Origin of the sequence: Arthrobacter sp. PL16, assembly GCF_035985055.1 — a bacterium.
Taxonomy (GTDB): domain Bacteria; phylum Actinomycetota; class Actinomycetes; order Actinomycetales; family Micrococcaceae; genus Arthrobacter_D; species Arthrobacter_D cheniae.
In genome coordinates, this window is record NZ_JAXCIC010000003.1 from 283686 (window position 1) to 306503 (window position 22818).

Consider the following 22818-nt stretch of genomic DNA (forward strand, 5'->3'; position numbering starts at 1 on the left):
TTCTTCGCGCCGGCGAGATGTCGTGTATTGGCACTTAGATGTCGAGGAAACGCACGTCCTTAGCGTTCTGCTGGATGAAGTTGCGCCGGGACTCCACGTCCTCACCCATGAGCACCGAGAAGACCTGATCCGCCGCAGCGGCGTCATCCATGGTCACCTGGAGCAGTGTGCGGTGGTCGGGGTCCATGGTGGTGTCCCACAGCTCCGTATAGTCCATCTCGCCGAGGCCCTTGTAGCGCTGGATCCCGTTGTCCTTCGGCAGTCGCTGGTTCTTGGCCAGTCCCATCTTGATGACCTCGTCACGCTCGCGGTCACTGAACACGTAGTCGTGCTTCGCGTTGGACCACTTGATGCGATAGAGAGGCGGCTGCGCGAGGTACACGAAGCCGTTCTCGATCAGCGGCCGCATGTAGCGGAACAGGAGGGTGAGCAGCAGCGTGGTGATGTGCTGGCCGTCGACATCGGCATCCGCCATGAGCACGATCTTGTGGTATCTGGCCTTGGCCACATCGAAGTCCTCGCCGATGCCGGCTCCGAACGCAGTGATCATCGCCTGGACCTCGCTGTTGCCGAGGGCGCGATCGAGGCGGGCCCGCTCCACGTTGAGGATCTTGCCGCGCAGCGGGAGGATTGCCTGCGTCTCTGGGTTGCGTCCGCGGACGGCCGAACCTCCGGCCGAGTCACCCTCGACGATGTAGATCTCCGAACGAGCTGGGTCCTTGGACTGGCAGTCCTTGAGCTTGCCCGGCATGCCGCCGGACTCGAGCAGTCCCTTGCGTCGGGTGGACTCCCTCGCCTTGCGGGCAGCCATGCGTGCCTGTGACGCCTGGATCGATTTGCGGATCACATCACGGGCCGGGCCGGGATTGCGCTCCAGCCAGTCGCCCAGCTGGTCGGTGACCACGCGCTGCACGAAGCCCTTCACCTCGGAATTGCCGAGCTTTGTCTTGGTCTGGCCTTCGAACTGCGGTTCGGACAGCTTCACCGAGATGACAGCAGTCAGACCCTCGCGGATGTCATCACCGGTCAGGTTGTCGTCCTTCTCCTTGATGATGTTCTTCTCGCGCGCGTACTTGTTGATCAGGGTCGTCATGGCCGCACGAAAACCTTCTTCGTGGGTGCCGCCCTCGTGAGTGTTGATCGTGTTGGCGTACGTGTGGACACTCTCCGAATAGGCGGAGGTCCACTGCAGGGCAACCTCGACGGCCATCTTCCGGTCCGGGTTCTCGGTTTCGAAAGCGATGACATCCTCATGGATGACATCCACGCGTTTGGCCGAATTGAGGTAGCGGACGTAGTCGAGGAGCCCGTTCTCGTACAGGTACTCCACGCCCCGGTTCTTGGGCCCTTCATCGGATTTCTGCGCGTCAGCAATCTCGACGACCTCATCCGTTTCGATCGCTTGCACGCGCTCGTCGGTGAGGGTGATGCGCAGGCCCTTGTTGAGGAAGGCCATTTGCTGGAACCGCGCCCGGAGCGTCTCGAAGTCGAACTCGGTGCTCTCGAAGATCGAATCATCAGGGTAGAAGGTCTGGGTGGTACCCGTCTCCGTGGTCTCCTCACCCATCCTCAGCTCACCCACGGGCTTTCCACCATCCGCGAACGACTGGTGCCAGACATGGCCCTGGCGCCGGACCTCGGTTTCCACACGCTTCGAGAGTGCGTTGACGACCGAGATGCCGACCCCGTGCAGGCCGCCCGAGACGGCGTAACCGCCACCGCCGAACTTGCCGCCGGCGTGGAGGATGGTCATGACGACCTCCACGGTCGGCCGACCTTCAGTGGGATGCATGTCCACGGGGATGCCGCGGCCGTTATCGACGACCTTGACACCACCGTCGACCTGCAGGTTGATCTTGATGTGGTCGCAGTATCCTGCAAGGGCTTCATCGACCGAGTTGTCGACGACCTCGTAGACCAGATGATGCAGCCCGCGAGGTCCGGTGGATCCGATGTACATACCGGGGCGCTTGCGAACCGCCTCCAGTCCTTCGAGGACGGTGATCTCGTTGGCTCCGTAAGCGTGCTCCGTCGCCGCCTCCAGAATCGGGGACTCACCCTCGCCGATCAACACATCACTCGCGTTCAACTCGTTTTCTTGTGCCACAGGCGCAGACGGCTCCTCAACTGGGTGGACCAAAACAATCTCGTCCTATTCTACCCTGCGGAGGGCGGCAATCCCGCACCAACAGGCCCTCATTGGCCGCTGAAGAGGCTTCAGAGCCGACGCCCGTCCGTCCATGAGGACGGATACGCCGGGCACATCCACAATTGCCCTACAGGCCACTCAGCGATCGTCCGTACCTCCCCCCGTTCCACCTCATCCGTAGGTGTCGCGCGGGCCGCGCCCCTTCACAGTGCGCCCACCCTTGCGCCAACTCGGAGCGGCCGGTCCGACGACGGAGAGCCGGGTGACGACGCCGGCTCCCAGCTCGGCTTCAAACCTCTTCAGCACCTGCGGAGTGATGAGGCGTAGCTGGGTGGCCCAGGCGGTCGAGTCGCACCGCACCAGCACGGTGTCGGCGTCAAAGCTTTCCGGCACGCAGTGCGCTGCGATGTCGGCTCCCACGATCTCACTCCAGCGCGAGAGCACTGATCCGACGGCGACAGGGGCCTTCCAGCCGCGTTCGGCCAGCATGCGGGAGAAGACGTTCCCGACACCCTCCGGGTCCCGCCCGCCGTACACCGGCTCGGGCGAGTAGCGCCGGCGGCCGGACTTCGCCGTCCGCTTCGTTCCGGCCTCACGCGGCGTACCCCTGGACTGCGAGGCGTTGCGCAATCTGTTGAGGAGCGCCTGTGGAGCATCCTGCTCCGGGAATCCCTGGGCTTCTGCCGGGGCGACGTCCGGTTCCTCCCCGTCATCAGTGCTGGTGCGGCGGCGGTCCGGTGCGGGCGGTGTTCCTGCGTCACCCTTCGCGGAATCCTCCGGCGGGCGCTGCTCAGACACTCGAATCACCGCGATCCCCGCCTTCAGAGGCCTGCGGCCCCGGTTCGTGTCCTGAACCGCTGTCTGGAGATGTCCCCCCATCTGCGATACCGCCGGGTACCACCCGGATCTGTCGGCCGAGGAGCGCCTGCGGAATGTCGTCTCCTACCGCAGCCGTGACGAGCACCTGTTCGGCCGGGGCCACGATGGCGGCCAGGCGGTTACGCCGCTGTGTGTCGAGCTCCGCAAAAACATCGTCGAGAATCAGGACGGGGTCGCCTCCGGGGGTGCGATCCTCCAGCAGCAGGTAGTGGGTGGCGAGGCGCAGCGCGAGGGCCATCGACCAGGTCTCCCCGTGCGATGCATATCCCTTCGCCTGCACCTGCCCGAGCTGGAGCGTGAGGTCATCCCGGTGAGGCCCGACGAGCGAGATGCCCCGTTCCAATTCCTTTTTCCGATGTCGCAGCAGACTCGCGACGAACAGTTCGGTGAGGTCCGGAAGGGGAAGCTCCCGCAGGGCTCGCGCCGCGTCGCCCCGAGCAATGGCACCGCCGTCGTCATCGATCGCGGCGACCATATCAACGTCCGAGGACGAGATACTCGACGCATACAGGGTGTCCACTTCCTTCGAGCCATCGGTCAGCTCTTCGTAGGCGCGCTGCACGTGCGGGCGAAGCTGGTCCACGAGTACGAGGCGGGCGGACAACAACCGTGCCCCTGCTTCGGCGAGGTGCTGGTCCCACACATCGAGCGTTGCGTCGTGTGCCGTCGAGAACCTTCCGGCGGCACGGGCCGATTTCAGCAGGGCGTTCCGCTGCTTGAGCACTCGCTCGTAGTCGGCGCGCAGCGCGGACTGGTGCGGAAGCAGGGACACCATGACGTCGTCCAGGTAACGCCGTCTGGCCGACGGATCACCCTTGACCAGGGACAGGTCTTCGGGTGCGAAGAGGACCGTCTTGAGGATGCCCGCGGCATCCCGTGCCCTCACCGGGTTCGCCCTGTTGATTCTTGCTCGGTTCGCCGTCTCGGCGTTGATCTCCACCTCGACGCTCGTACGCTGCTCACCACGCACGAACCGTCCGCGAACGATCGCCCGATCAGCGTCGAGAGCGATGAGCGGTCTGTCGGTGCTAACCCGGTGGGACGAAAGCGTGGCGAGGTAGCCGATTGCTTCGACGATGTTCGTCTTACCCACACCATTCGGTCCGACGAACACCGTGATGCCGGGTTCTATCGCGATATCGAGCTGCGCATAGCTCCGGAACCCGGTGAGCGAGAGGTGCTCAACGTACACCGGACATCACTTACTCGACTTTCGGCTGGGCGGGCTTCACGGCGTGACCGCCGAACTGGTTGCGGAGCGCGGACACCATCTTCATGGACGGTGAGTCCTCCTGGCGCGAGGTGAAACGAGCGAAAAGGGCTGCCGTGATGGCGGGAGCAGGAACGGAATTGGCAATGGCCTCCTCGACGGTCCATCGACCCTCGCCGGAGTCCTCGACGAAGCCGGCGATCTTCGACAGACCCGGATCCTCCTGCAATGCCTTGACGAGAAGATCCAGGAGCCAGGACCTGACGACGGTTCCTTTCTGCCAGGCGGCGAAGGTGCCATGGACATCCTTGACGATGTCCTTGGCCTCGAGGAGTTCGTAGCCCTCGGCGTACGACTGCATCAGCCCGTACTCGATGCCGTTGTGGACCATCTTGGCGTAGTGGCCGGCCCCGACATCGCCCACGTGCACGAAACTCTCTGCCCGATCCCCGTCAGGGCGAAGGGCATCGAAGATGGGCATCGCGAGTTCGACATCCTCCTGACTGCCACCGGCCATCAGTCCGTAGCCGTTCTCCAGGCCCCAGACACCACCGGAGACGCCGCAATCCAGGAACCTGATGCCCTTCTGAGCAAGCAGCGTCGCGTGAATCTGGTCATCCGTGAACTTCGAGTTGCCGCCGTCGATGACCATGTCACCCGCTGACAGGGCTTCGGACAGGTCCTTGACCACGCCATGGGTGATCTCGCCCGCCGGCACCATGACCCAGACGATTCGGGGAGCGGGGAGTGCGGCGACCAGTTCCTGGAGGTCCGCTACATCGGTGAGCTCGGGGTTTCGATCGAAGCCGACGACGTCGATACCCTGCCCACGCAATCGCTCCCTCATGTTGAAGCCCATTTTTCCGAGTCCAATGAGGCCGATGTGCATGAGTTTCTCTTTCTGCGAGACGAATCCGACGACGGTCCGGACGACTGGTGAGCGTGCTGTACGGCTACTGGTTCGGCAGCCGCACAGGCATCAGGAGGTACCTGTAGTCTTCCCTGTCCTCACCCGTCGAATCATCCTGAGCCGACATCACTGCGGGCTTGGGAGGTGAGGTGAAGGAGAAGCGGACGTAGGGGCTGCTGAACGCACCGAGTCCCTCACTCAGGTAGTGGGGGTTGAATGCCACGGTGATGTCATCGCCGTCAAGGGTGGCTTCAATGACTTCCGATGCCTGCGCATCCTCTCCGGTGCCGGCGTCAAGTGTCACCTGACCCTCGGCGAACGCGAGCCGGACGGGCGTATTTCTCTCGGCCACGAGCGATACACGGCGAACTGCCTCGACCAGCATGCTCGTCTGGACAGTAGCGTGGATCGGCGTTTTCTCCGGGAACAGGGACCTGATCTTCGGATAGTCGCCGTCTACGAGGAGTGAGGTGGTGCGGCGCCCCCCGGATTGAAACCCGATGAGCTCCGAGTCCTCGGAGAAAGCGATGTTGAGATCGCCTGCACCACCCAAAGTTTTTGCGACCTCATTGAGGGTCTTTGCCTTGACCAGTGCGCTGGTCGAGATCCCCGGAGTTGTGGGCTTCCATGAGACTTCGCGGAGTGCCAGGCGGTAACGATCGGTGGCGAGGAGGGTGATCAGGTCATCCTCGATCTCCATGCGGACCCCGGTGAGGATGGGAAGGGTATCGTCGCGGCTCGCGGCGATGATCACCTGGGAGACAGCCTGAGAGAAAGCCTCGCCGTCGACGACGCCGCTGACGTCCGGCAGCTTCGGCAGTTCCGGATACTCCGCTTCGGGCATCGTTGCCAGGTTGAAGCGGCTGTTACGACAGGTGAGAGTGACTTTCGAGCCCTCGGTCGAGACCTCGACGGGTGCGGAGGGGAGGCTTCTGCAGATGTCCGCCAGGAGCCGGCCCGAGACCAGGATCGTGCCTTCTTCCAAGACGTCGGCAGCGATCTCCAGACGTGCCGAGATCTCGTAGTCGAAACTCGCGAGGCTCAGGGTGCCGGCCTCGGCTTTGATGAGCAGACCTGCGAGCACGGGCACCGGCGGACGTGGCGAAAGCGAGCGTGCGGTCCAGGAGACAGCCTCTGCCAATACATCCCGCTCAACTCTGAATTTCACGGAGCAGTGCCGCCTTTCGCCAGATCAAAAAAACAGCCACCAGCGAGATGCCGGCGGGCAATGGGGTCGAACGTCGTCCACGGAGTGCCCGGGCACGGGGAACTACAACCCTACTGGGTGAAAGCTTAGCCCGATAGCAGGCGATCCCAGCAGGGTCCGGAGCCCGGGGGCGAGGTGTGATCGGTACGTGGAATGTTATTTGAAGAACTTTTGAAGTTTAAGGTTCGTAGTGTTAATAACTGCTGTGGATTCTGTGGATAAGTGCTCTCCTCCGGGAGCTGATGCCGATCTGCCCTGTGGACAAGGTGTGGGTCCACAGGACTGCCTGCAGTGGGCGCCTGTGGGCTGAATCCTTGTAGTTCTGCGGATCCACAGGGAGACAGGGAGTTGTCCTCAGGATGACAGCGGTTGATCCCCTAGTTATCCACAGCCGTATCCACACCTGTTAATTACAGTCGTGGCTGACGAGCCCGGTCAGGAACGGTCAGGCCTCACGCTGCTTGTGCTTGATCCTGTTCGTCAGCTCCGTGACCTGATTGAAGATCGCGCGTCGTTCCGCCATCAGCTCGCGGATCTTGCGGTCAGCGTGGATGACGGTGGTGTGGTCTCGCCCACCGAGCTCCGCCCCGATCTTCGGCAGCGACATATCAGTCAGTTCCCTGCACAGGTACATGGCGATCTGCCTCGCGGTGACGAGGGTCCTCGTCCGCGACTTGCTGCACAGTTCCTCCATGCTGATCTGGAAGTAGTCCGCAGTCTGCGCCATGATCACCGCCGACGTTATTTCGCGTGCACCGTCGTCGGAAATCAGGTCCTTCAGGACCACCTCCGCCAGGTTGACGTCCACCTGCTGGCGGTTCAAGCTGGCGAACGCCGTCACCCGGATGAGGGCCCCCTCCAGCTCGCGAATGTTCGTGGCGATCTTGGAGGCGATGTATTCGAGGACGTCATCGGGTGCACTGAGGCTGTCGCTGATCGCCTTCTTGCGGAGGATCGCGATGCGCGTCTCGAGTTCGGGTGGCTGGATGTCGGTCAGGAGGCCCCACTCGAAACGAGATCGCATGCGCTCCTCGAATCCGATGAGCTGCTTGGGTGGCAGATCGGAGGTGATGACGACCTGCTTGTTGTGGTTGTGAAGCGCGTTGAACGTGTGGAAGAACTCCTCCATGGTCCGGTCCTTGCCGGACAGGAACTGGATGTCGTCGATCAGCAGGATGTCCACGTTGCGGTAGGTCTGCTTGAAGCTCGAACCCTCGTCGTCGCGGATGGAGTTGATGAAGTCGTTGGTGAACTCCTCGGAGTTCACATACCTGACGCGGATGCCGGTGTACAAGTGGCGGGCGTAATGGCCGATGGCATGCAGCAGGTGGGTCTTGCCGAGACCCGAGTCCCCATAGATGAAAAGGGGGTTGTAAGCCTTTGCCGGAGCCTCGGCGACAGCTACGGCAGCGGCATGCGCGAAGCGGTTCGACGAGCCGATGACGAACGTATCGAAGATGTACTTGGGGTTGAGACGCCCGAACTCGTGGGAGTTGCTGGGCGGGGTCGGAGACGGTTTCGCATCACCCTTCGGCTCGGGAAAGCTCTGCTCGACAGGTTCCTGGTCGGGAACCTCTTCCACCGCGGGAGTCAGCTCGGGATCGATGACGAAAGCGCACTGGATGTCCTCCCGGAAGACATCACGGAGGGCGTCGTCGAGGGCTCCTTTGAGTTGTGTCTGCAGGACTTCCCGAGTCAGTTCATTCGGAACGGCGATCAGCATGGTCGATCCGATGAGTCCCTGTGCCTGCGCAAGGACCATGAAACCGCGTTGCCGCGGCGTCACGCGATCGTCCTGTTCGAGGGTCCGGATGACTTTACGCCAGGAACTCCCGACGTCATTTACCTCATCAGTACCCACGAAAAAACCCCTCTTGGCTGTGCTGTCCACGCTCGAAAAGGTCCGTCATCCACAGAGTTGTACACATGTCGTGGATAAACGGACCAGAGCCAAGACTAAGGGATCAAAAGTGCAGAAGATAGCGGACTGGAGCGGCTGCGGGGGTGGTGAGGAGGGGCTCACCCGGTGCTCCTGACGATGCGTGTAGTGTGGTTCGAGCGCTAGTTGTCCACAGGCTGTAGATGAAACCAGCCCACAGCCCGACGACGGCGAGTTTGACGCCCAACAGCCGCGTCCCCTAACGTGATGTAGTCCAACATGTCTGCATTTCGCATGCCATCACAGGTGTTCCCGGGTACTAAGAGGCCTCGGGATGTGACAGCTCCTCCAGCGAATGTCGGATGTACACCTTCATCGCGTCAGTCTGTTCTTCCCCCTTGTTGCAATGGGCCGGACGCATCTCAAGATCGTTCTGGAGTAATCACAGTGAGCAAGCGGACTTTTCAGCCGAATAACCGCCGTCGTGCCAAGAAGCACGGTTTCCGTCTTCGCATGCGCACCCGCGCTGGTCGTGCCATCCTGTCGGCGCGCCGTGGCAAGGGCCGTACCGAACTCTCGGCATAAGCGGTTCCTCCCTCGCCATGCAACCCTCGGGTGATCGCAACGGCACAGGGTCTCCTCCTCCAGCAAGGAGCAGGAGGTCCACGTGCTTCCAGTGATCCACCGAGTGCGAACGGCAGCGGATTTTGCACGTACCGTACGTTCCGGTGCCCGGTCAGGGCGCCGGAACGTCGTGCTATACGGCTCCAGGACGTCGGAGTCCTCGCCCTCGAGAGTCGGCTTCATCGTCGGTAAGAACGTGGGGAACGCCGTCACTCGCAATGTCGTTAAACGGAGGCTGCGCCATGCTTCGGCGGAGTGGGTCACCCTGCACCCTTCTGGGTTCGACGTCGTTGTCCGCGCACTTCCGGCGGCAGCAGAGGCTGACTGGGGCACTCTGCAGGATGATTTCACAGCCTGCTCGACCGCGATGGCCCGCAAGCTGGAGCGCCGGGAGAAGTCGGAGATGGAAGGCGGAGTATCGTGAGCAGGGTCGCCGTCAGTGTGTTGGCCTTCCTCATCGGCTTGCCCCGCCTGGCTGCGATCGCTGTGCTGATCGCGTACCGGAAGGTCGTCTCTCCGCTGTATGGACAGGTGTGCCGTTTCTACCCGAGCTGTTCGGCGTACGCACTCGAGGCGGTCACCGTACACGGTTTCGTGAAGGGAAGCTGGCTTGCCTCCCGACGGGTGGCCCGCTGCCACCCCTGGAACGACGGCGGCGTGGACCACGTGCCCGAAGGTTCCAGGATCTTCCCGCCAGGGAAGATCCCCCCGATTGTTGTGTTGAACCACCCGGTGATCCCGGTCGATGACGAAAGCCGCCCCGCGGCTTGAGGAGCTAACAGATTATGGGTTTTTTTGAGACGATCCTGGCGCCGTTCAGGTGGCTCGTGTCGTGGATCATGTTCATGTTCCACGAGGGCTTCTCGTTCCTCGGAATGGACCCCGCATCCGGGTGGACCTGGGTGCTGTCGATCGTCGGGCTCGTCGTCGTCATCCGTGCCGCCCTGATCCCGGTCTTCGTCAAGCAGATCAAGGCCCAGCGGGGCATGCAGGCGCTGCAACCCGATCTCCGCAAGCTGCAACAGAAGTACAAGGGCAAGACGGACCAGCTCTCGCGCCAGGCGATGACGCAGGAACAGATGGCGCTGTACAAGAAGCACGGGACCAACCCGTTCGCTGCCTGTCTGCCGATCATCATCCAGATGCCTTTCTTCTTCGCACTCTTCACTGTGCTCAACGGCATCTCCCGTGCGAGCGAAGAGGGCGAGACCATCGGGGCCCTGTCGGCCGAGTCCGTCCGGCAGTTCGACAACGCCACAATCGTCGGTGCCCCCCTCTCCTCCACTTTCCTCGGCAGCTTCGGTGCCGACGGGAACCTCAGCGTGATCCTCCTGTCCGTCGTCATGATCATCGCCATGACGGCGTCGCAGTTCATCACGCAGAAGCAAATCATGGCGAAGAACATGTCCGAAGAGGCCATGCAGAGCCCCTTCATGCGTCAGCAGAAGATCATGCTCTACATCCTCCCGCTGGTCTTCGGCATCGGTGGCATCAACTTCCCCATCGGCGTCCTGGTCTACTGGACCACCACGAACATCTGGACCATGGTGCAGCAGTTCTACGTGATCCGGAGGATGCCGACGCCTGGTTCTCCCGCGGCGAAGGCGCTCGCCGAGCGCCGTGCCAAGAAGGGCCTGCCCATGGTTCCGCTGCTCGGTGAGCGCAAGACCGAGCCGGCCATCGAAGCCGTTCCTGAGGCCCGTGTGCAGCGCGTTCAGCCCCAGCGTAAGAAGAGGAAGAAGCGATGACCGTGGACAACGAAGAGCAGACGCCAGAGCTCAACGAGGCGGAGTCCCCGGAGGACGCCGGTGCATCGGATGGGACCAAGTCCTCGCGCCTCGATGAAGAGGGCGATGTGGCAGCGGACTACCTGGAGGAGCTGCTGGACATCGCCGACATCGATGGGGACATCGATATCGAGGTGCGGAGCGGTCGAACCTACATCTCAATCGTCTCCGAAGGAACCGAAGATACCGGATTGGGTGCACTTGTCGGAGCCGACGGCGAGGTGCTCGAGGCGCTGCAGGAGCTCACGCGGCTGAGCGTGTTGACCGCGACCGATGCGCGATCGCGTCTCGTGCTGGACGTCGACGGCTACCGGGACCGCCGCGGCCGCGAACTGACGAAGATTGCCCGGGAGGCCGTTGACAAGGTCAAGGAGAGCAGCCAGGACCTGGCGCTAGCCCCGATGTCAGCGTACGAGCGCAAGATCGTTCACGACGTCGTCGCAGACCTCGGTCTGGTCAGTGAGTCCGAGGGCGAGGGCCAAGCACGACACATCGTCGTATCGCCCAGTGATGACTGAGGTCGCCGGCCAGCCTTCAGGTGCCGCTCCCGAGCCGAGTCCGGCGGAGCTGGCCGCCGCCCGATCTGTATTCGGACAGCATGTGGACTCCGCTCGCGCTTTCGTCGGGCACCTGTCCTCCTCCGGCATCGAACGTGGGCTTCTCGGTCCGCGGGAAGTCCCCAGGCTGTGGGGACGGCATGTGCTGAACTGCGCCGTGGTTGCCAATCTGATGAGTAGCGATTCCACCGTTGTAGACGTAGGTAGTGGCGCAGGGCTTCCTGGCCTGGCCATCGCCATTGCCAGGCCAGACCTCCACCTCCATCTCGTCGAACCGCTCGAGCGGCGCGTCACGTGGCTCGCCGAGGTCATCGATGACCTGTCCCTGACCAACGTGACGGTGCACAGAGCCCGCGCCGAGCAGGTGATCGGGGATATCGCCGGTGACTATGTAACTGCCCGGGCAGTCTCTGCACTCACCACGCTCGCCGGATGGACGATTCCACTGTCGAAGCCGGGTGGAGCGGTGCTGGCCATCAAGGGGCGAAGTGCTGCAGAAGAGATTGAGAAGGCCAGGAAGGTGATCCGCAAATTGGGCGGAGGAACTCCCGAGATCGTCACGGTCGGCGCGGACGTCCTCGAAGAGCCGACCACCGTGGTCCGGATACCGGTTCGTCCAGCCTGACCGGACCCCGCGTGATCCGCGAAGTGCTGGTCCCGAAGAGCCGTGATCTTCCGGCTACCCTTGTAGATAACGACGTCTGGCATGTGAGAGTGAGCTACTGAGTGACCATCAAGGACGCCCCCATGAAAAAGCCCGAGCCCCGGCTGCTGACAGGGTCCTCACTCGCGATGGGCCTACGGGAAATACAAACCGGAGTGTTTGGTGATCCTGCGAACACCGGAGTAGTTTCACGTGAAACCAGCGTCCCGCTGCCCGCGGCGACTGAAGCCCCGGTGGCGATTGAAGCTCCGGCGGCAAAGAAGCCGGGAAAGGGCAAAAACGTGTTGGAAACGATGGACGATTCTTCCCCGCTCGGACGGGAACTAGCGAGCGAGGCCAAGCGTCGCGAGAAGCTCTCGGGCAAGGAGCTGCCAAAACCGAGCAGCACTCGTATCATGACCATCAGCAACCAGAAGGGCGGAGTCGGCAAGACGACGACGACGGTGAACATCGCCGCCGCTCTGGCCACAGCTGGTCTCCAGGTTCTTGTCATAGACATCGATCCGCAAGGTAACGCCTCTACAGCCCTGAACATCGATCACCACGCGGATGTCGATTCGATCTACGACGTCCTGATCGATGATGTTCCTTTGGGCGATGTCGTTGCACGTTGCCCGGATGTGCCGAACCTGATCTGTGCACCGGCTACGATCCACCTCGCCGGCGCGGAGATCGAACTCGTATCCCTCGTTGCAAGGGAGCAGCGGCTGCGAAGGGCCATCGATGTCTACGCGCGGGAACGGGAATCGAAGGGGGAACCCCGGCTCGACTTCGTCTTCATCGATTGTCCGCCAAGCCTGGGGCTTCTGACGGTCAACGCCTTCGTTGCGGCGCAGGAAGTGTTGATTCCGATCCAGTGTGAGTACTACGCACTCGAGGGATTGAGCCAGCTGCTCAAGAACATCGAGATGATTCAGAAGCATCTGAACGCGGATCTCGTTGTATCGACGATTCTCCTGACCATGTACGACGGCCGCACCAATCTCGCAGCCCAGGTCGCCGCAGAGGTGCGCGAACACTTCCCTCAGCAGGTCTTGAAAGCTGTTGTACCGAGGTCGGTTCGGATCTCCGAAGCCCCTAGTTACCAGCAGACCGTCATGACCTATGACCCCTCGTCGAGCGGCGCGCTCTCCTACCAGGAAGCGGCAGCGGAGATTGCCTCCCGCTCTTAGCAGTGTTGAATACCGGTTCCTCGTGAGCCGACGAAGTGTAGCTGTGGATGAAGTCTCCACACCTTGGAAGGAATGACATGGCGGAAAAGCGGCGCGGTCTTGGCAGGGGGCTGGGAGCACTCATCCCCAGTGCACCTGAGGAAGAGGTTCGGGAGCAGACGCAACCCGTTCCTCGTGTTCATCCGGAGGATTCGATAACGGAATCGGACGACGCTGCCTCCAGAAAGCAGTCCGGACGTCCTGCCGACCTGTTCTTCGAGCGTGTTACCGCGGAAGACGTGGCCGAGCAGCGGCGTTCCTACTCGTCGGCGCTTCGAAGCGGCATCAACAAGAATGTCCTCGATGCGCAATCAAAACGAGCTGCACGGTCGTCAAAGCAAGATCCTGTAAATCAAAAGCAAGCCTCAAACGCCAATGCGCCGGTGTCCAAAGTGGACGTTTCTCCTTCCCTTAAAAAGGACGAGACGGGGCTCGTGTCATCGCCTACGACTGAGGGAGCGAACCGCGGGCAGGTAGAGAAGACAGCGCCGGACCGGGACACGACAGACAGAGTTGGGTCAGTCACCGAGGATGTTTCACGTGAAACGACAGTTCCTTCGGCGGGTTCAACTAACACCGGCGCTGTTGACACGCCGGCCGCTACGAGTGCGGCCGGGGAGGCGGACAGCGGGCTTGTTGCCGTGCCAGGAGCTACCTTCGCCGAGCTGCCCATCGGCAGCATCCACCCCAATCGCAAGCAACCCCGAGTCGAGTTCAACGAGGACGAGCTCGCCGAACTCGTTCACTCCATTCGTGAAGTCGGTGTCCTGCAGCCGGTTGTCGTCAGGCCCTCCCAGGAGAACGACGAGACCGAGTTCGAGCTGGTGATGGGCGAACGTCGCTGGCGCGCTTCACGTGAAGCAGGGCTGGAGACGATTCCGGCCATCATCAGATCTACCCTTGACGATGATCTGCTGCGGGATGCATTGCTCGAGAATCTGCACCGGAGCGCACTAAACCCCCTTGAGGAGGCAGCTGCCTACCAACAGCTCCTCGAGGACTTCGGCTGCTCACATGACGAACTCGCAGGGCGTCTCGGTCGGTCGCGTCCACAAATCTCCAACACCCTACGTTTGATGAAGCTGCCACCGATGGTTCAGCGGAGGGTTGCAGCCGGGATCTTGTCAGCAGGTCACGCGCGCGCCCTCCTCGGACTGGCAGACGGTGCAGAGATGGAGAAGCTTGCTCAGCGTATCGTCGCTGAGGGCTTGTCTGTGCGGTCAACGGAGGAGATTGTCGCCTTGAGCGGTGGGCTCCGCAGGGCTAGTAAGCCCGCGTCACAGAAAGATGGAGCGCGCCACGAGCGGTTGGACTACCTTGCTACGTCGCTGTCGGACCGTTTGGATACCAGTGTGAAGATCACACTGGGGGCGAAGAAGGGCCGCGTCAGTATTGAGTTCGCGAGCGTCGACGACCTCAATCGAATTATTGGCGTCCTTTCTCCTTCTCCGGAGTAGATGGACTAGTTCTCCGGAGTAGATGGACTAGCTTAAGCGTTGTCGACAGCGGCTACTCTGGTCCATCAGTGAAGTTTCACGTGAAACGTGATCTGCAACGGCACGTGCGCGCCGTCTGCACCCGCGGCTGGAGTTTCAGGTTTAGTGCTATGACGCTACTACGAGCCACGCCGACCTCGGTATTCGTGCCGTCCAGGTCTACACAGACAACTCGTTAGCATGCTCCTCGAAATGATCCCAACTGTTTCACGTGAAACATGCCCGCGTTCTTCGTCCCTCAAATCGCATATTCCAACACGAGATGGCCGCGCCGGGCTGTGATTCGCGTTGTCCCACTGTCTGTTGACCAGGGGCGCACTCTAGTGGGAATGGATGCGGGTGGGTCTCGCGCCAGCACGGCACGGTCGCAGCATACGCGAGCGGGTTGGAAAAAGGGCCGTGCTCGTGGTGGCTGTGCAGTTAGAAGAGAGCGTTACATGGACTCGAGCGACCGGCGTGCGCGGCCGGAAGACCAGAAGTAGCGACCTAAATCCGCTCGGGCTCAGTTCTGAGATAAGCGCAGCGCCGAGCTCCTGTCGGCTTTGTTTTCACTCCGTGGACTGTTTCTATAGATTCGGGTGCGGTCCGCTTTTGCGGACAGTCCGACGAGCAAGGCCGGCGCATGTTTCACGTGAAACAGGCAAGAGCTACCCCTCGGCTAGCGAGAGGCACCCGCCGACGTTCGTGATTCCTCTAGGATCGCTAGCAGTCACTACTGGAGATCCGAAGCCCGTGTCCAGCGGCTGATGCTGACGACTCGATAGTTATTGCCTTGTCTGGTGTCTTTGGCCGATCGTTCCCACTGATGATCGGTAGCTGTTGCGAGTCTCTCGTGTTTAGTCTCCTGTGGATCCTTGCTCCTTGCTCAAAGTGCCTTGCTCCTTGGTTTCGCTCCTGCTTTTCAGATTTCGCTAGCACGCATCTGATCAGTCCATGTTCTTGTGATGTGCAGGAGAGTGAGAATATTCAGAGCGGCGTTCTGGGACTGGACTGAAAACCGGAGCACGGGGCCGAGCTGGAGGTGCTTTAGTGCGGCCAGAGAAGGAGCGATGGATATTGATGTGGGTGTGAATAGAGCGGCTAAGCATACGGCCTATAGCAGTGTCAGCGGTGGCTATCGCCTTGTGAGCGGAATATGTGTTCGAACCCCCTTACCTTACTAAGGTCTCGCCAGCCCAGGTGACAATCTTTCCGGGATGTGCACCCCGCGAGCTGACGAGGACATCGAGGAATGACGAAGCCACCAGGGGCATGAAAGTGGCTTCCTGGTCGCATGCACCGAGGAGCGGGTCGTGAGCATCCCTACTGCGGCACCCTACTGCATTTCCACTGGAGCACTCACGTCCGTCCGATGTACACGGCGAACGCGGCCGGTCAGATTATGGCATCCTCGGGTCTCCCACTTTCCTAGACGATTCTCGCTCTGTATCGCGGGAGGGAAGGTTGCTCCATTCTTCGGAGGCTCAGCAGGAGAAGGCCGGAGAGGGCCCGCCCTGGGATCTCATCGGGGAGCACGATGTTTAGAGGCTGCGAGCGGGACTGTGAGCGGTAACCTGGTGCTGGGCAGCCTGGTGCAGCGCGCGCTGCGATCGACCCCCTCCCCGCTCGTGGGTCGGGGCTACAGGCTGGGTAGAACCCACGTAGTTGCGGGTCTACCGATTTGCAGTACTTCGTGCGGCCGCCGTGATCCGTGGGAGCCGCTGTGTCCGAACAACAGCGAGAGGTAGCTCTCGTTTCACGTGAAACGTGGACCTGGCGAGAGTCGGCTTTGCAATGTCGCTCGTTGAGTGAGATGGACGTGCTTGTATCTGGTGCTGACTCACGGGGCGGCAGATTGTTCCATGAAAAGGGCTGAGGCCACAATCCAACCATTCTCTCGCAAGATGGTGATTTCCCGTGGAAGCCTTCATTAGGGTTCAAGGCTGTACGCCCTGCACACACCAAGAGACGAGCAACCCCGCTGCCTCACCCTCGCTCCGCTCTGATCCCGAAAATCCTGCCCATCAATGGTAATTAGTTGATCTGGCACGCCGCTTCGCAGGACATATCGATGCGTACCAGGACACGGCGATGGTGGTTTCACGTGAAACGAAGGAAGTGTTCGGGGTTTGGGTCGGGCCGATGCTTCCCGGTGACCTGCTCGAGCGACCGAAGGTGGTGAGTCCGAGATCCCCATCGCTGTCAGTGCTCCAGCATCTCGGTGATGAGCCCTAGGGAGGTACGTTCGTTAAGGCGTCTGGTCGACAATCTCAGGGGCCCAGGTCAATTTGAGGGCGGTACGAACTCTCGTTCCCCTCGCCCCTCCGACACTCTCAGGGGCCCAGGTCAATTTGAGGGCGGTATGAACTGTCGTCCTCCTCACCCCTTCCACGCTCCCGGACCGCGTCGAAACCAGGTAGGCGCGCACTCTCGTCGCTGCTGACGTCGTCGACACCGAGACACTGGTGACAGCTGCGAGCAATTGGGTCCTGCTCGGCAGATCTATCCCGGCGCCATATCCTGGAGGGGGTCTCGCGAGGACTGATGTCGCCACTCAAGAGAAAAAGGGCCCGCCGATGGCGGGCCCTTCTTCACTGAGCATGAATCAGTTGATGAAAGCTGCGAATTCCTGTTCAAGGACCTGCTTGGGCTTGGCGCCGATGGACGTAGCGGCCACCTCTCCACCCTGGAAGACGTATACGGCCGGGATCGACGTGATGCCGTACTTTGCGGCGATGGCCGGATTGTCGTCGACATTCACCTTGACGACGTCGACCTTCTCGGCGTGCTCAGCCGCGATTGCATCGAGGATCGGTGACAGCATGCGGCAAGGGCCGCACCATTCTGCCCAGAAATCTACGATGACCGGCTTGGTTGACTGCAGGACGTCGGCGTCGAAAGACGCGTCCGTCACATCCTTTGCGTTGCTCATTTGCAAACTCCTTATGGTTGATCTACGAGAGGGATGCGGTTTCAGAAACTGCTTCAGCCGGCGGGGTCGGCACACGCGCAGCAGTGAGGGACGCGCTGACCGTGTCAGCAAGGTAGTGCTCGACGTCCAGGGCTGCGACACATCCACTACCGGAGGCAGTAATGGCCTGACGGTAGGTCGGGTCGATAACATCTCCTGCAGCGAACACACCGGCCAGCGATGTTTTCGATGTCCGACCCTGGACAGCGATGGTGCCCTCTGTCGTCAGCTCGAGCTGACCCTTCACGAGGTCCACCCGCGGATCGTTACCGATAGCAACGAAAACACCGGTCACGTTGATGTCGGTGGTGGTGCCATCGACCGTGCTGGACACCTTGAGCCCCGTGACCTTGTCAGCGCCGTGGATGCCTACCACCTCCGAATTCCAGAGAAAGGAAATCTTCTCGTGGGCGAATGCGCGGTCCTGCATGATCTTCGAGGCACGAAGGCTGTCACGCCGGTGGATGACCGTAACCGAGCGTGCGAACTTCGTCAGGAAGAGGGCCTCCTCCATGGCGGAGTCCCCGCCACCGACAACAGCAATGTCCTGATCGCGGAAGAAGAAACCGTCGCACGTTGCACACCAGCTGACGCCGTGTCCGGAGAGTCGCTTCTCGTCGTCCAGTCCGATTTCGCGGTACTCCGAACCGGTGGAGATGATGACTGCGCGAGCTAGGAATTCCTCACCTGTGGCGATAGTGAGCTTCTTGATCTCGCCGGACAGGTCCGCTGAGACGACGTCCTCGTACAGGATCTCGGTACCGAAGCGGCGTGCCTGCTTCTCGAATTGCTCCATGAGATCGGGCCCCATCACGCCATCGGCGAAGCCAGGGAAATTCTCGACGTCGGTGGTATTCATGAGTTCACCGCCCGCCTTGACGGAACTCGCAATCATCACCGGCTTCAGGTTCGCCCGCGCCGTGTAGACGGCCGCCGTGTACCCGGACGGTCCGGATCCGACGATGATGACGTCGTGGACCTTCTGCTCGCCGTCGGGGCCTGCTGATGTGGGCGTGTCCATCTGGACCTCAGTGTGCGTTGTCACGTTCTCGGAAGACCTTTCTGTCATTTCGATCGCTGATATGGCCTGTCGGGACTACCAGCGGACACCTCTTTCAACGGAACCACACATCTGGTTATTCCGTCGCGGACTCCGAGCTGGCGCCTTGGAAAAGGGGCCGGTAGAGCGCGTTGTCGGGCCGCCTGGGGCTCAGCTGACGCGGATTCCCGCGATACGGAGGCCGAAGGGGTACTGCGCCTGGATGTTGGACAGCCTCGGCAATTGAGTGAAGTTGACGATGACGTAGCGACCGGTCCGGGGACCGTCGGAACCAGCCGGGATGGGAAGAGTCACCGTAGGCGCCGTGAATCCGCCCTGGGCAATCTGCTGGGCTCCACTGAGCGTGGGCTGGTCATTGACCAGGACGGAGAAACTTCCGCCCGAGCCGTTCAGCTGATCGATGGCCACCTGGGTGATCGTGGCATCCTGTTCGAGCTGCACAACCAGCGCAAGGCTGGTCGCCAAGCCACCGAAGGTCTCACTGGCATAGACCTGGTTTCCCCAGAATGTCGCGGGGTTGTCGTCGATGATCAGGGGCAGATTGAGATCGTTGGCGGCGTCGAGCCCCTGGTTGTCCGGTACGACACGGGTTATGCCGGAAACCACAGGGCTGACGGCTTCTGGGGTGGGTTCGGCAGACGGAGTGGCCGGCGTCGTCGGACCCTCCGTCACCGGTGCACTGGTGCTCTGCTCCGGGTCACTTGCCGCGATCGGACTTTCACTGAAGAGGGACCCGAGCTGTGTTGCCGCGATCACGACGGCGACCACCAGGACGACGGTGAGCACGACGCCGACGAGGATGCGTGTGAACGCGCGGCCGCCGCTGTCGTTGTCATCAGTGTCATCGTCGAAGCGGTCGTCGTCATTCACGTCGTCAGGGCCGTCGGCCCCGTCAGACGCGTTCCCATGGTCGCGGCCGCCGGACAGCGGGAAACGTGATGCAGCCCGCGCTGACGGCTGCGAGGCCGAGGCTGCTGCCGCTCCGGCCGCGACTCCTGCAACCCCTGCGCCGACGGCCCCGGACGCACCCGAGCGACGCCGGCTGGAGTCGTCATCCTGCTCGTGTGGTTCGTCGACGTAGGCCGTGGGCGAAGCTGCGCTCGGGCGCTGGCGAGGGGGCGGTGGTACGAGGTGCGAGGACGGACGGCGCTCTGGAACCGGCTCGGCCGCGACAGGAGGTTGATCAGGGGTGTGGTCCTGCTGCGGTTCCTCGTCACCGTGCCGCCCGAAGCGCTCCCGGAGGCCGGACAGGCGTGATTTCCGTTGGTGCCGGCGGTCGTACTCCTCGTAGTGGTCCTCGTCGTCGTCGTAGGTCTCGGGTTCCGTTGACCTCGGCCCGCCGAAGATTTCCGAGCCGAGGGTGTCGGTGAAGAACGGCTCTGTATAGGGCTGATCCTGAACCGGTGCATCCTGCTGCACGATCAGGTCCAGCATGTCCGCCGCGGCCGCGCGGTTGGTGACGAGGTAGGTGCCTGACTCCGTGATGCCGAGGTCCAGGACCTGGATGTCCTCGTTCCTGTCGCCTGTCGCCAGTTCGCGGGCGCTGGTGGCGATCTGTGCCGCGTTTCCTGCCGATGCCACGAGGATACTGACGGGCCGGTTGAGGACCTGATCCACGCCGTCGAGCACGAGATCCTTCTCAGCAGATGCCAGCACGTAGGCGGTCACCTTGTAGCGACCGCCCAGCACTGAACCGACGTCTACTGCTTCTGGCACGTGTTCCTCCCGGCAAAGCTGGCTGATTTTTACCCATGCTACCGGTCGGTCAGCTTATTCCCGGGCTGGCACCTCAGGCGCCGCCGCGCCGGAATCGCGCGAGGACGGGGTCTGCGAACTCGCTGAGTTCGGTGACGCGCAGCAGTTTCAGCATGGCCAGGTAAGCGGCGAACATCACTACCCCGCCGAGTACCAGCACGAGAACGGCATTGAGTTTCGACTGCCAGACGAACCCTGCGGGGTCGTATCCGCCGAACGCCCAACACAGGGTGGTGCCGGCAACGGCGGCGATGAGGCCGGCGATGGTCAGTCGGACGTGTACGTCGAAGACGTGCCCTGCGCCGTAGGACCCGATCGCGCGGGTCAGGAAGACATGGCTCACGACGACGGCGATCACGTTGCCGAGCGAGTAGGCGACGGCGAGCATAGGAACGATGAGCCGGGGATCGAACATACCGGCGGCAAGGGCAAAGGCGACTCCGACGACCGAGAGGATCAGCTGGATCTTCAGCGGCGTCTTGACGTCCTCGCTGGCATAGAACACGCGGTTGAGGAAGAAATTGGCGCTGAGGAACGGAGCACCCACCGCGAGGATCGCGATGATCACTCCGTTGATAGCCGCGCTCTCCGGTGATTCGCTGAACAGGATCCCCAAAGGGCCGGCGAAGGTGAGAAGGGCGGCTGCGCCGAAGACCGTTGCGACACCGATGATGCGGAGTCCCTGCGAGAGGGTGGCCCGTACGGCCGGCAGGTCACCGTTGGCGTGCGCGGACGAGAGCTGGTTGAACATGACTGTGGCCAGCGACAGGGCGATGACCGCGTGCGGCAACTGGTAGACCATGGCGCCGAACTCGAGGTTCGTCGAGCCCGCGATCTGTACAGGAGGATCCTGTGCGAGGAGCCCCTGCCGGGCATCGGAGGCGATGGTGGCGACGCGCTGGTTGACGAGGTAGAGACCGTTGCCGATCAGCATCGTCACGATAGTGACGGACGCCAGCTTCCCGGTTCGTCCGAGTCCTGTTCCGCGGATGCCGAATTTCGGCCTCAGGCCCAGGTTCAGTCGTTTCAGCGGGATGAACAGCACGAGGGCCTGGATGATGATGCCGAGCGTGGTCCCGCCCGCCAGCAGGACTGTCTGCGTCATCGTCCATGTCTCCGGGGTGTGCCGTTCGACCTGTTCGCCGCCCATGAGCACGATGAAGGCCACCAGGAAGCAGATCGACACGACGTTGTTGACGACGGGCGCCCACATGTAGGGGCCGAAGGATCCGTTGGCGTTGAGGATCTGGCCGGCCACCGCATACAAGCCGTAGAAGAAGATCTGCGGCAGGCACCAGAAGGCGAAGGCGGTGGTGAGGGCGAGGTTTGCTCCCGTGAAGCTCGTCGTCAGGCCGACGATGACCGGTGCGGCGAGCGTCGCCAGCACGGCCAACACGAGCAGGCCCGCCGCCGCGAGGGTGAGAAGCCGGCTGACGTAGTCCGCTCCCCGGTCGGGTTGCCTGCTAGCGCGGATGATCTGCGGCACCAGGACCGCGTTGAAGACCCCTCCCGCGAGCATGAGGTAGATGAAGTTCGGAAGATTGTTGGCCGAGGTGAAAAGGTCCGAGACCTGCCCGGTTGCCCCGATCGCCGTGGCCAGGAGCGCAACGCGCACCAGGCCGAGGAGCCGCGAGACGAGGGTGCCGGCGGCCATGATCGCACTCGAGCGGGCAGTGGAACCATTGCGGGGGGCGGACCGGTCCTCGCGGACGGGCCGGCCCGCATCCTGCAGGGGGATCGAGGCTGTGTTCGTTTCAGACATCGTTCCCATCGTCTCACCCCTGTGGGCACGACGGCGTGCGACGGCGTTCACGGGAAGAGGTGCGGCGAGCTCAGAGGTGCTCGGGCAGGACCTCTCGGGCGAGGTCCGCGATGCGCCGCTCGTTGGGGAAGGACAACCTGCGTCCAAGCTCCTGCAGGGGTACCCAGGCGACGTCGACGGCTTCGTGGTCGGGGTCGTTGTCGATGGTCAGGTAGCCGCCGGTCGCGATCAGCAGGAAATGGTGGACGGTCTTGTGCACGCGGTGGCCGCTGACGGTGAACCAGTAGTCGATACTGCCGAGGGCGGAGACGATCCTGCCCTCTATACCGGTCTCCTCGGCGATCTCCCGGACCGCCGCCTCTTCGTTGTCCTCGACACCTTCGGGGTGGCCCTTCGGCAGGCACCATTCGAGGCGTCCACCGCGATTCAACCGGGCGATGATGGCGACGTCGAGCGTCTCCTTCGAGGCATCGACGACGATTCCGCCGGCCGAGACCTCCTCCACCGTGGGCAACTGGTGCTGTACGGCAGGCATACCCGTGGTTCCCATTGACACGGTCAAAGGGGTGCGCTTCGGAGCACTTGGAACGGGTCGGTCCATGCAGACCACTCTATCGATCTTTAACAGAGGACGATGACGGCGCGACCCGGCACGAGCCGGGGTGAAGGGCACCGTCAGGGGTCGGTGCGGACCCGGACGCGGTGTGGGAAACGGGTC

At 62.2% G+C, this 22818-nt stretch carries 19 protein-coding genes; 8 read left to right on the forward strand and 11 right to left on the reverse strand.

Going from position 1 to position 22818, the window contains the following annotated elements; genetic code table 11:
• Nucleotides 1–34: 34 nt before the first annotated feature.
• From gyrB to dnaA, 6 genes are all read right to left on the reverse strand, one after another.
• The gene (gene gyrB / locus RCH21_RS08560; RefSeq protein WP_326964155.1) at nt 35–2047 is read right to left on the reverse strand and encodes a DNA topoisomerase (ATP-hydrolyzing) subunit B; all 2013 of its coding nucleotides are present in this window, start codon (nt 2045–2047) and stop codon (nt 35–37) included.
• A 273-nt stretch (nt 2048–2320) separates the two neighbouring features.
• A complete protein-coding gene (locus tag RCH21_RS08565) occupies nt 2321–2947 on the reverse strand; it encodes a DUF721 domain-containing protein (protein ID WP_326964004.1) in 627 nt (208 codons plus the stop codon).
• Entirely contained in the window at nt 2940–4220 is a 1281-nt protein-coding gene (gene recF, locus RCH21_RS08570) for a DNA replication/repair protein RecF (protein ID WP_326964005.1), read from the reverse strand. The genes RCH21_RS08565 and recF overlap by 8 nt, the downstream gene beginning before the upstream one ends.
• 10 nt (nt 4221–4230) lie before the next feature.
• Nucleotides 4231–5127 carry a phosphogluconate dehydrogenase (NAD(+)-dependent, decarboxylating) gene (gene gnd, locus RCH21_RS08575; RefSeq protein WP_326964006.1) on the reverse strand — a complete coding sequence of 299 codons (897 nt, stop codon included), beginning with the start codon at nt 5125–5127 and terminating at the stop codon, nt 4231–4233.
• Nucleotides 5128–5191: 64 nt separating this feature from the next.
• Nucleotides 5192–6316, reverse strand: coding sequence for a DNA polymerase III subunit beta (gene dnaN / locus RCH21_RS08580; protein ID WP_120148887.1), 1125 nt, complete (start codon nt 6314–6316; stop codon nt 5192–5194).
• Nucleotides 6317–6800: 484 nt separating this feature from the next.
• Nucleotides 6801–8216 carry a chromosomal replication initiator protein DnaA gene (gene dnaA / locus RCH21_RS08585; RefSeq protein WP_120148960.1) on the reverse strand — a complete coding sequence of 472 codons (1416 nt, stop codon included), beginning with the start codon at nt 8214–8216 and terminating at the stop codon, nt 6801–6803.
• Between the two features lie 465 nt (nt 8217–8681).
• On the opposite strand from dnaA, the gene rpmH reads away from it, so the two are divergent.
• The 8 genes from rpmH to RCH21_RS08625 all read left to right on the forward strand — a co-directional run bounded on the left by rpmH (nt 8682) and on the right by RCH21_RS08625 (nt 14534).
• Nucleotides 8682–8819 carry a 50S ribosomal protein L34 gene (rpmH, locus tag RCH21_RS08590; protein ID WP_022892375.1) on the forward strand — a complete coding sequence of 46 codons (138 nt, stop codon included), beginning with the start codon at nt 8682–8684 and terminating at the stop codon, nt 8817–8819.
• 103 nt (nt 8820–8922) lie between these two features.
• Nucleotides 8923–9282: a ribonuclease P protein component gene (gene rnpA, locus RCH21_RS08595; protein ID WP_326964156.1), complete on the forward strand. Its 360-nt coding sequence runs from the start codon at nt 8923–8925 to the stop codon at nt 9280–9282.
• The gene (gene yidD, locus RCH21_RS08600) at nt 9279–9629 is read left to right on the forward strand and encodes a membrane protein insertion efficiency factor YidD (RefSeq protein WP_407923730.1); all 351 of its coding nucleotides are present in this window, start codon (nt 9279–9281) and stop codon (nt 9627–9629) included. The genes rnpA and yidD overlap by 4 nt, the downstream gene beginning before the upstream one ends.
• 14 nt (nt 9630–9643) lie before the next feature.
• The gene (gene yidC / locus RCH21_RS08605) at nt 9644–10606 is read left to right on the forward strand and encodes a membrane protein insertase YidC (protein WP_120148890.1); all 963 of its coding nucleotides are present in this window, start codon (nt 9644–9646) and stop codon (nt 10604–10606) included.
• On the forward strand, nt 10603–11163 hold the full coding sequence (locus RCH21_RS08610; protein ID WP_326964007.1) for a Jag family protein: 561 nt from the start codon (nt 10603–10605) through the stop codon (nt 11161–11163). Before yidC ends, RCH21_RS08610 begins: the two co-directional genes overlap by 4 nt.
• Entirely contained in the window at nt 11156–11827 is a 672-nt protein-coding gene (rsmG, locus tag RCH21_RS08615; RefSeq protein ID WP_326964008.1) for a 16S rRNA (guanine(527)-N(7))-methyltransferase RsmG, read from the forward strand. The genes RCH21_RS08610 and rsmG overlap by 8 nt, the downstream gene beginning before the upstream one ends.
• Before the next feature lie 332 nt (nt 11828–12159).
• Nucleotides 12160–13038, forward strand: a complete 879-nt coding sequence (locus RCH21_RS08620) for a ParA family protein (protein WP_147394331.1) — start codon at nt 12160–12162, stop codon at nt 13036–13038.
• A gap of 77 nt (nt 13039–13115) precedes the next feature.
• On the forward strand, nt 13116–14534 hold the full coding sequence (locus RCH21_RS08625) for a ParB/RepB/Spo0J family partition protein (RefSeq protein WP_326964010.1): 1419 nt from the start codon (nt 13116–13118) through the stop codon (nt 14532–14534).
• Nucleotides 14535–17157: 2623 nt separating this feature from the next.
• On the opposite strand, the gene trxA is transcribed toward RCH21_RS08625, so the two are convergent.
• From trxA to RCH21_RS08650, 5 genes are all read right to left on the reverse strand, one after another.
• Complete coding sequence (trxA, locus tag RCH21_RS08630) at nt 17158–17484, reverse strand: thioredoxin (RefSeq protein WP_120148894.1); 327 nt, start codon at nt 17482–17484, stop codon at nt 17158–17160.
• A 22-nt stretch (nt 17485–17506) separates the two neighbouring features.
• A complete protein-coding gene (trxB, locus tag RCH21_RS08635) occupies nt 17507–18544 on the reverse strand; it encodes a thioredoxin-disulfide reductase (RefSeq protein WP_326964157.1) in 1038 nt (345 codons plus the stop codon).
• Nucleotides 18545–18733: 189 nt separating this feature from the next.
• The gene (locus RCH21_RS08640; protein WP_326964011.1) at nt 18734–20299 is read right to left on the reverse strand and encodes an ABC transporter substrate-binding protein; all 1566 of its coding nucleotides are present in this window, start codon (nt 20297–20299) and stop codon (nt 18734–18736) included.
• Between the two features lie 73 nt (nt 20300–20372).
• A complete protein-coding gene (murJ, locus tag RCH21_RS08645; protein WP_326964012.1) occupies nt 20373–22100 on the reverse strand; it encodes a murein biosynthesis integral membrane protein MurJ in 1728 nt (575 codons plus the stop codon).
• Nucleotides 22101–22170: 70 nt separating this feature from the next.
• Nucleotides 22171–22650 carry an NUDIX hydrolase gene (locus tag RCH21_RS08650; protein WP_235830673.1) on the reverse strand — a complete coding sequence of 160 codons (480 nt, stop codon included), beginning with the start codon at nt 22648–22650 and terminating at the stop codon, nt 22171–22173.
• Between the last annotated feature and the right edge of the window lie 168 nt (nt 22651–22818).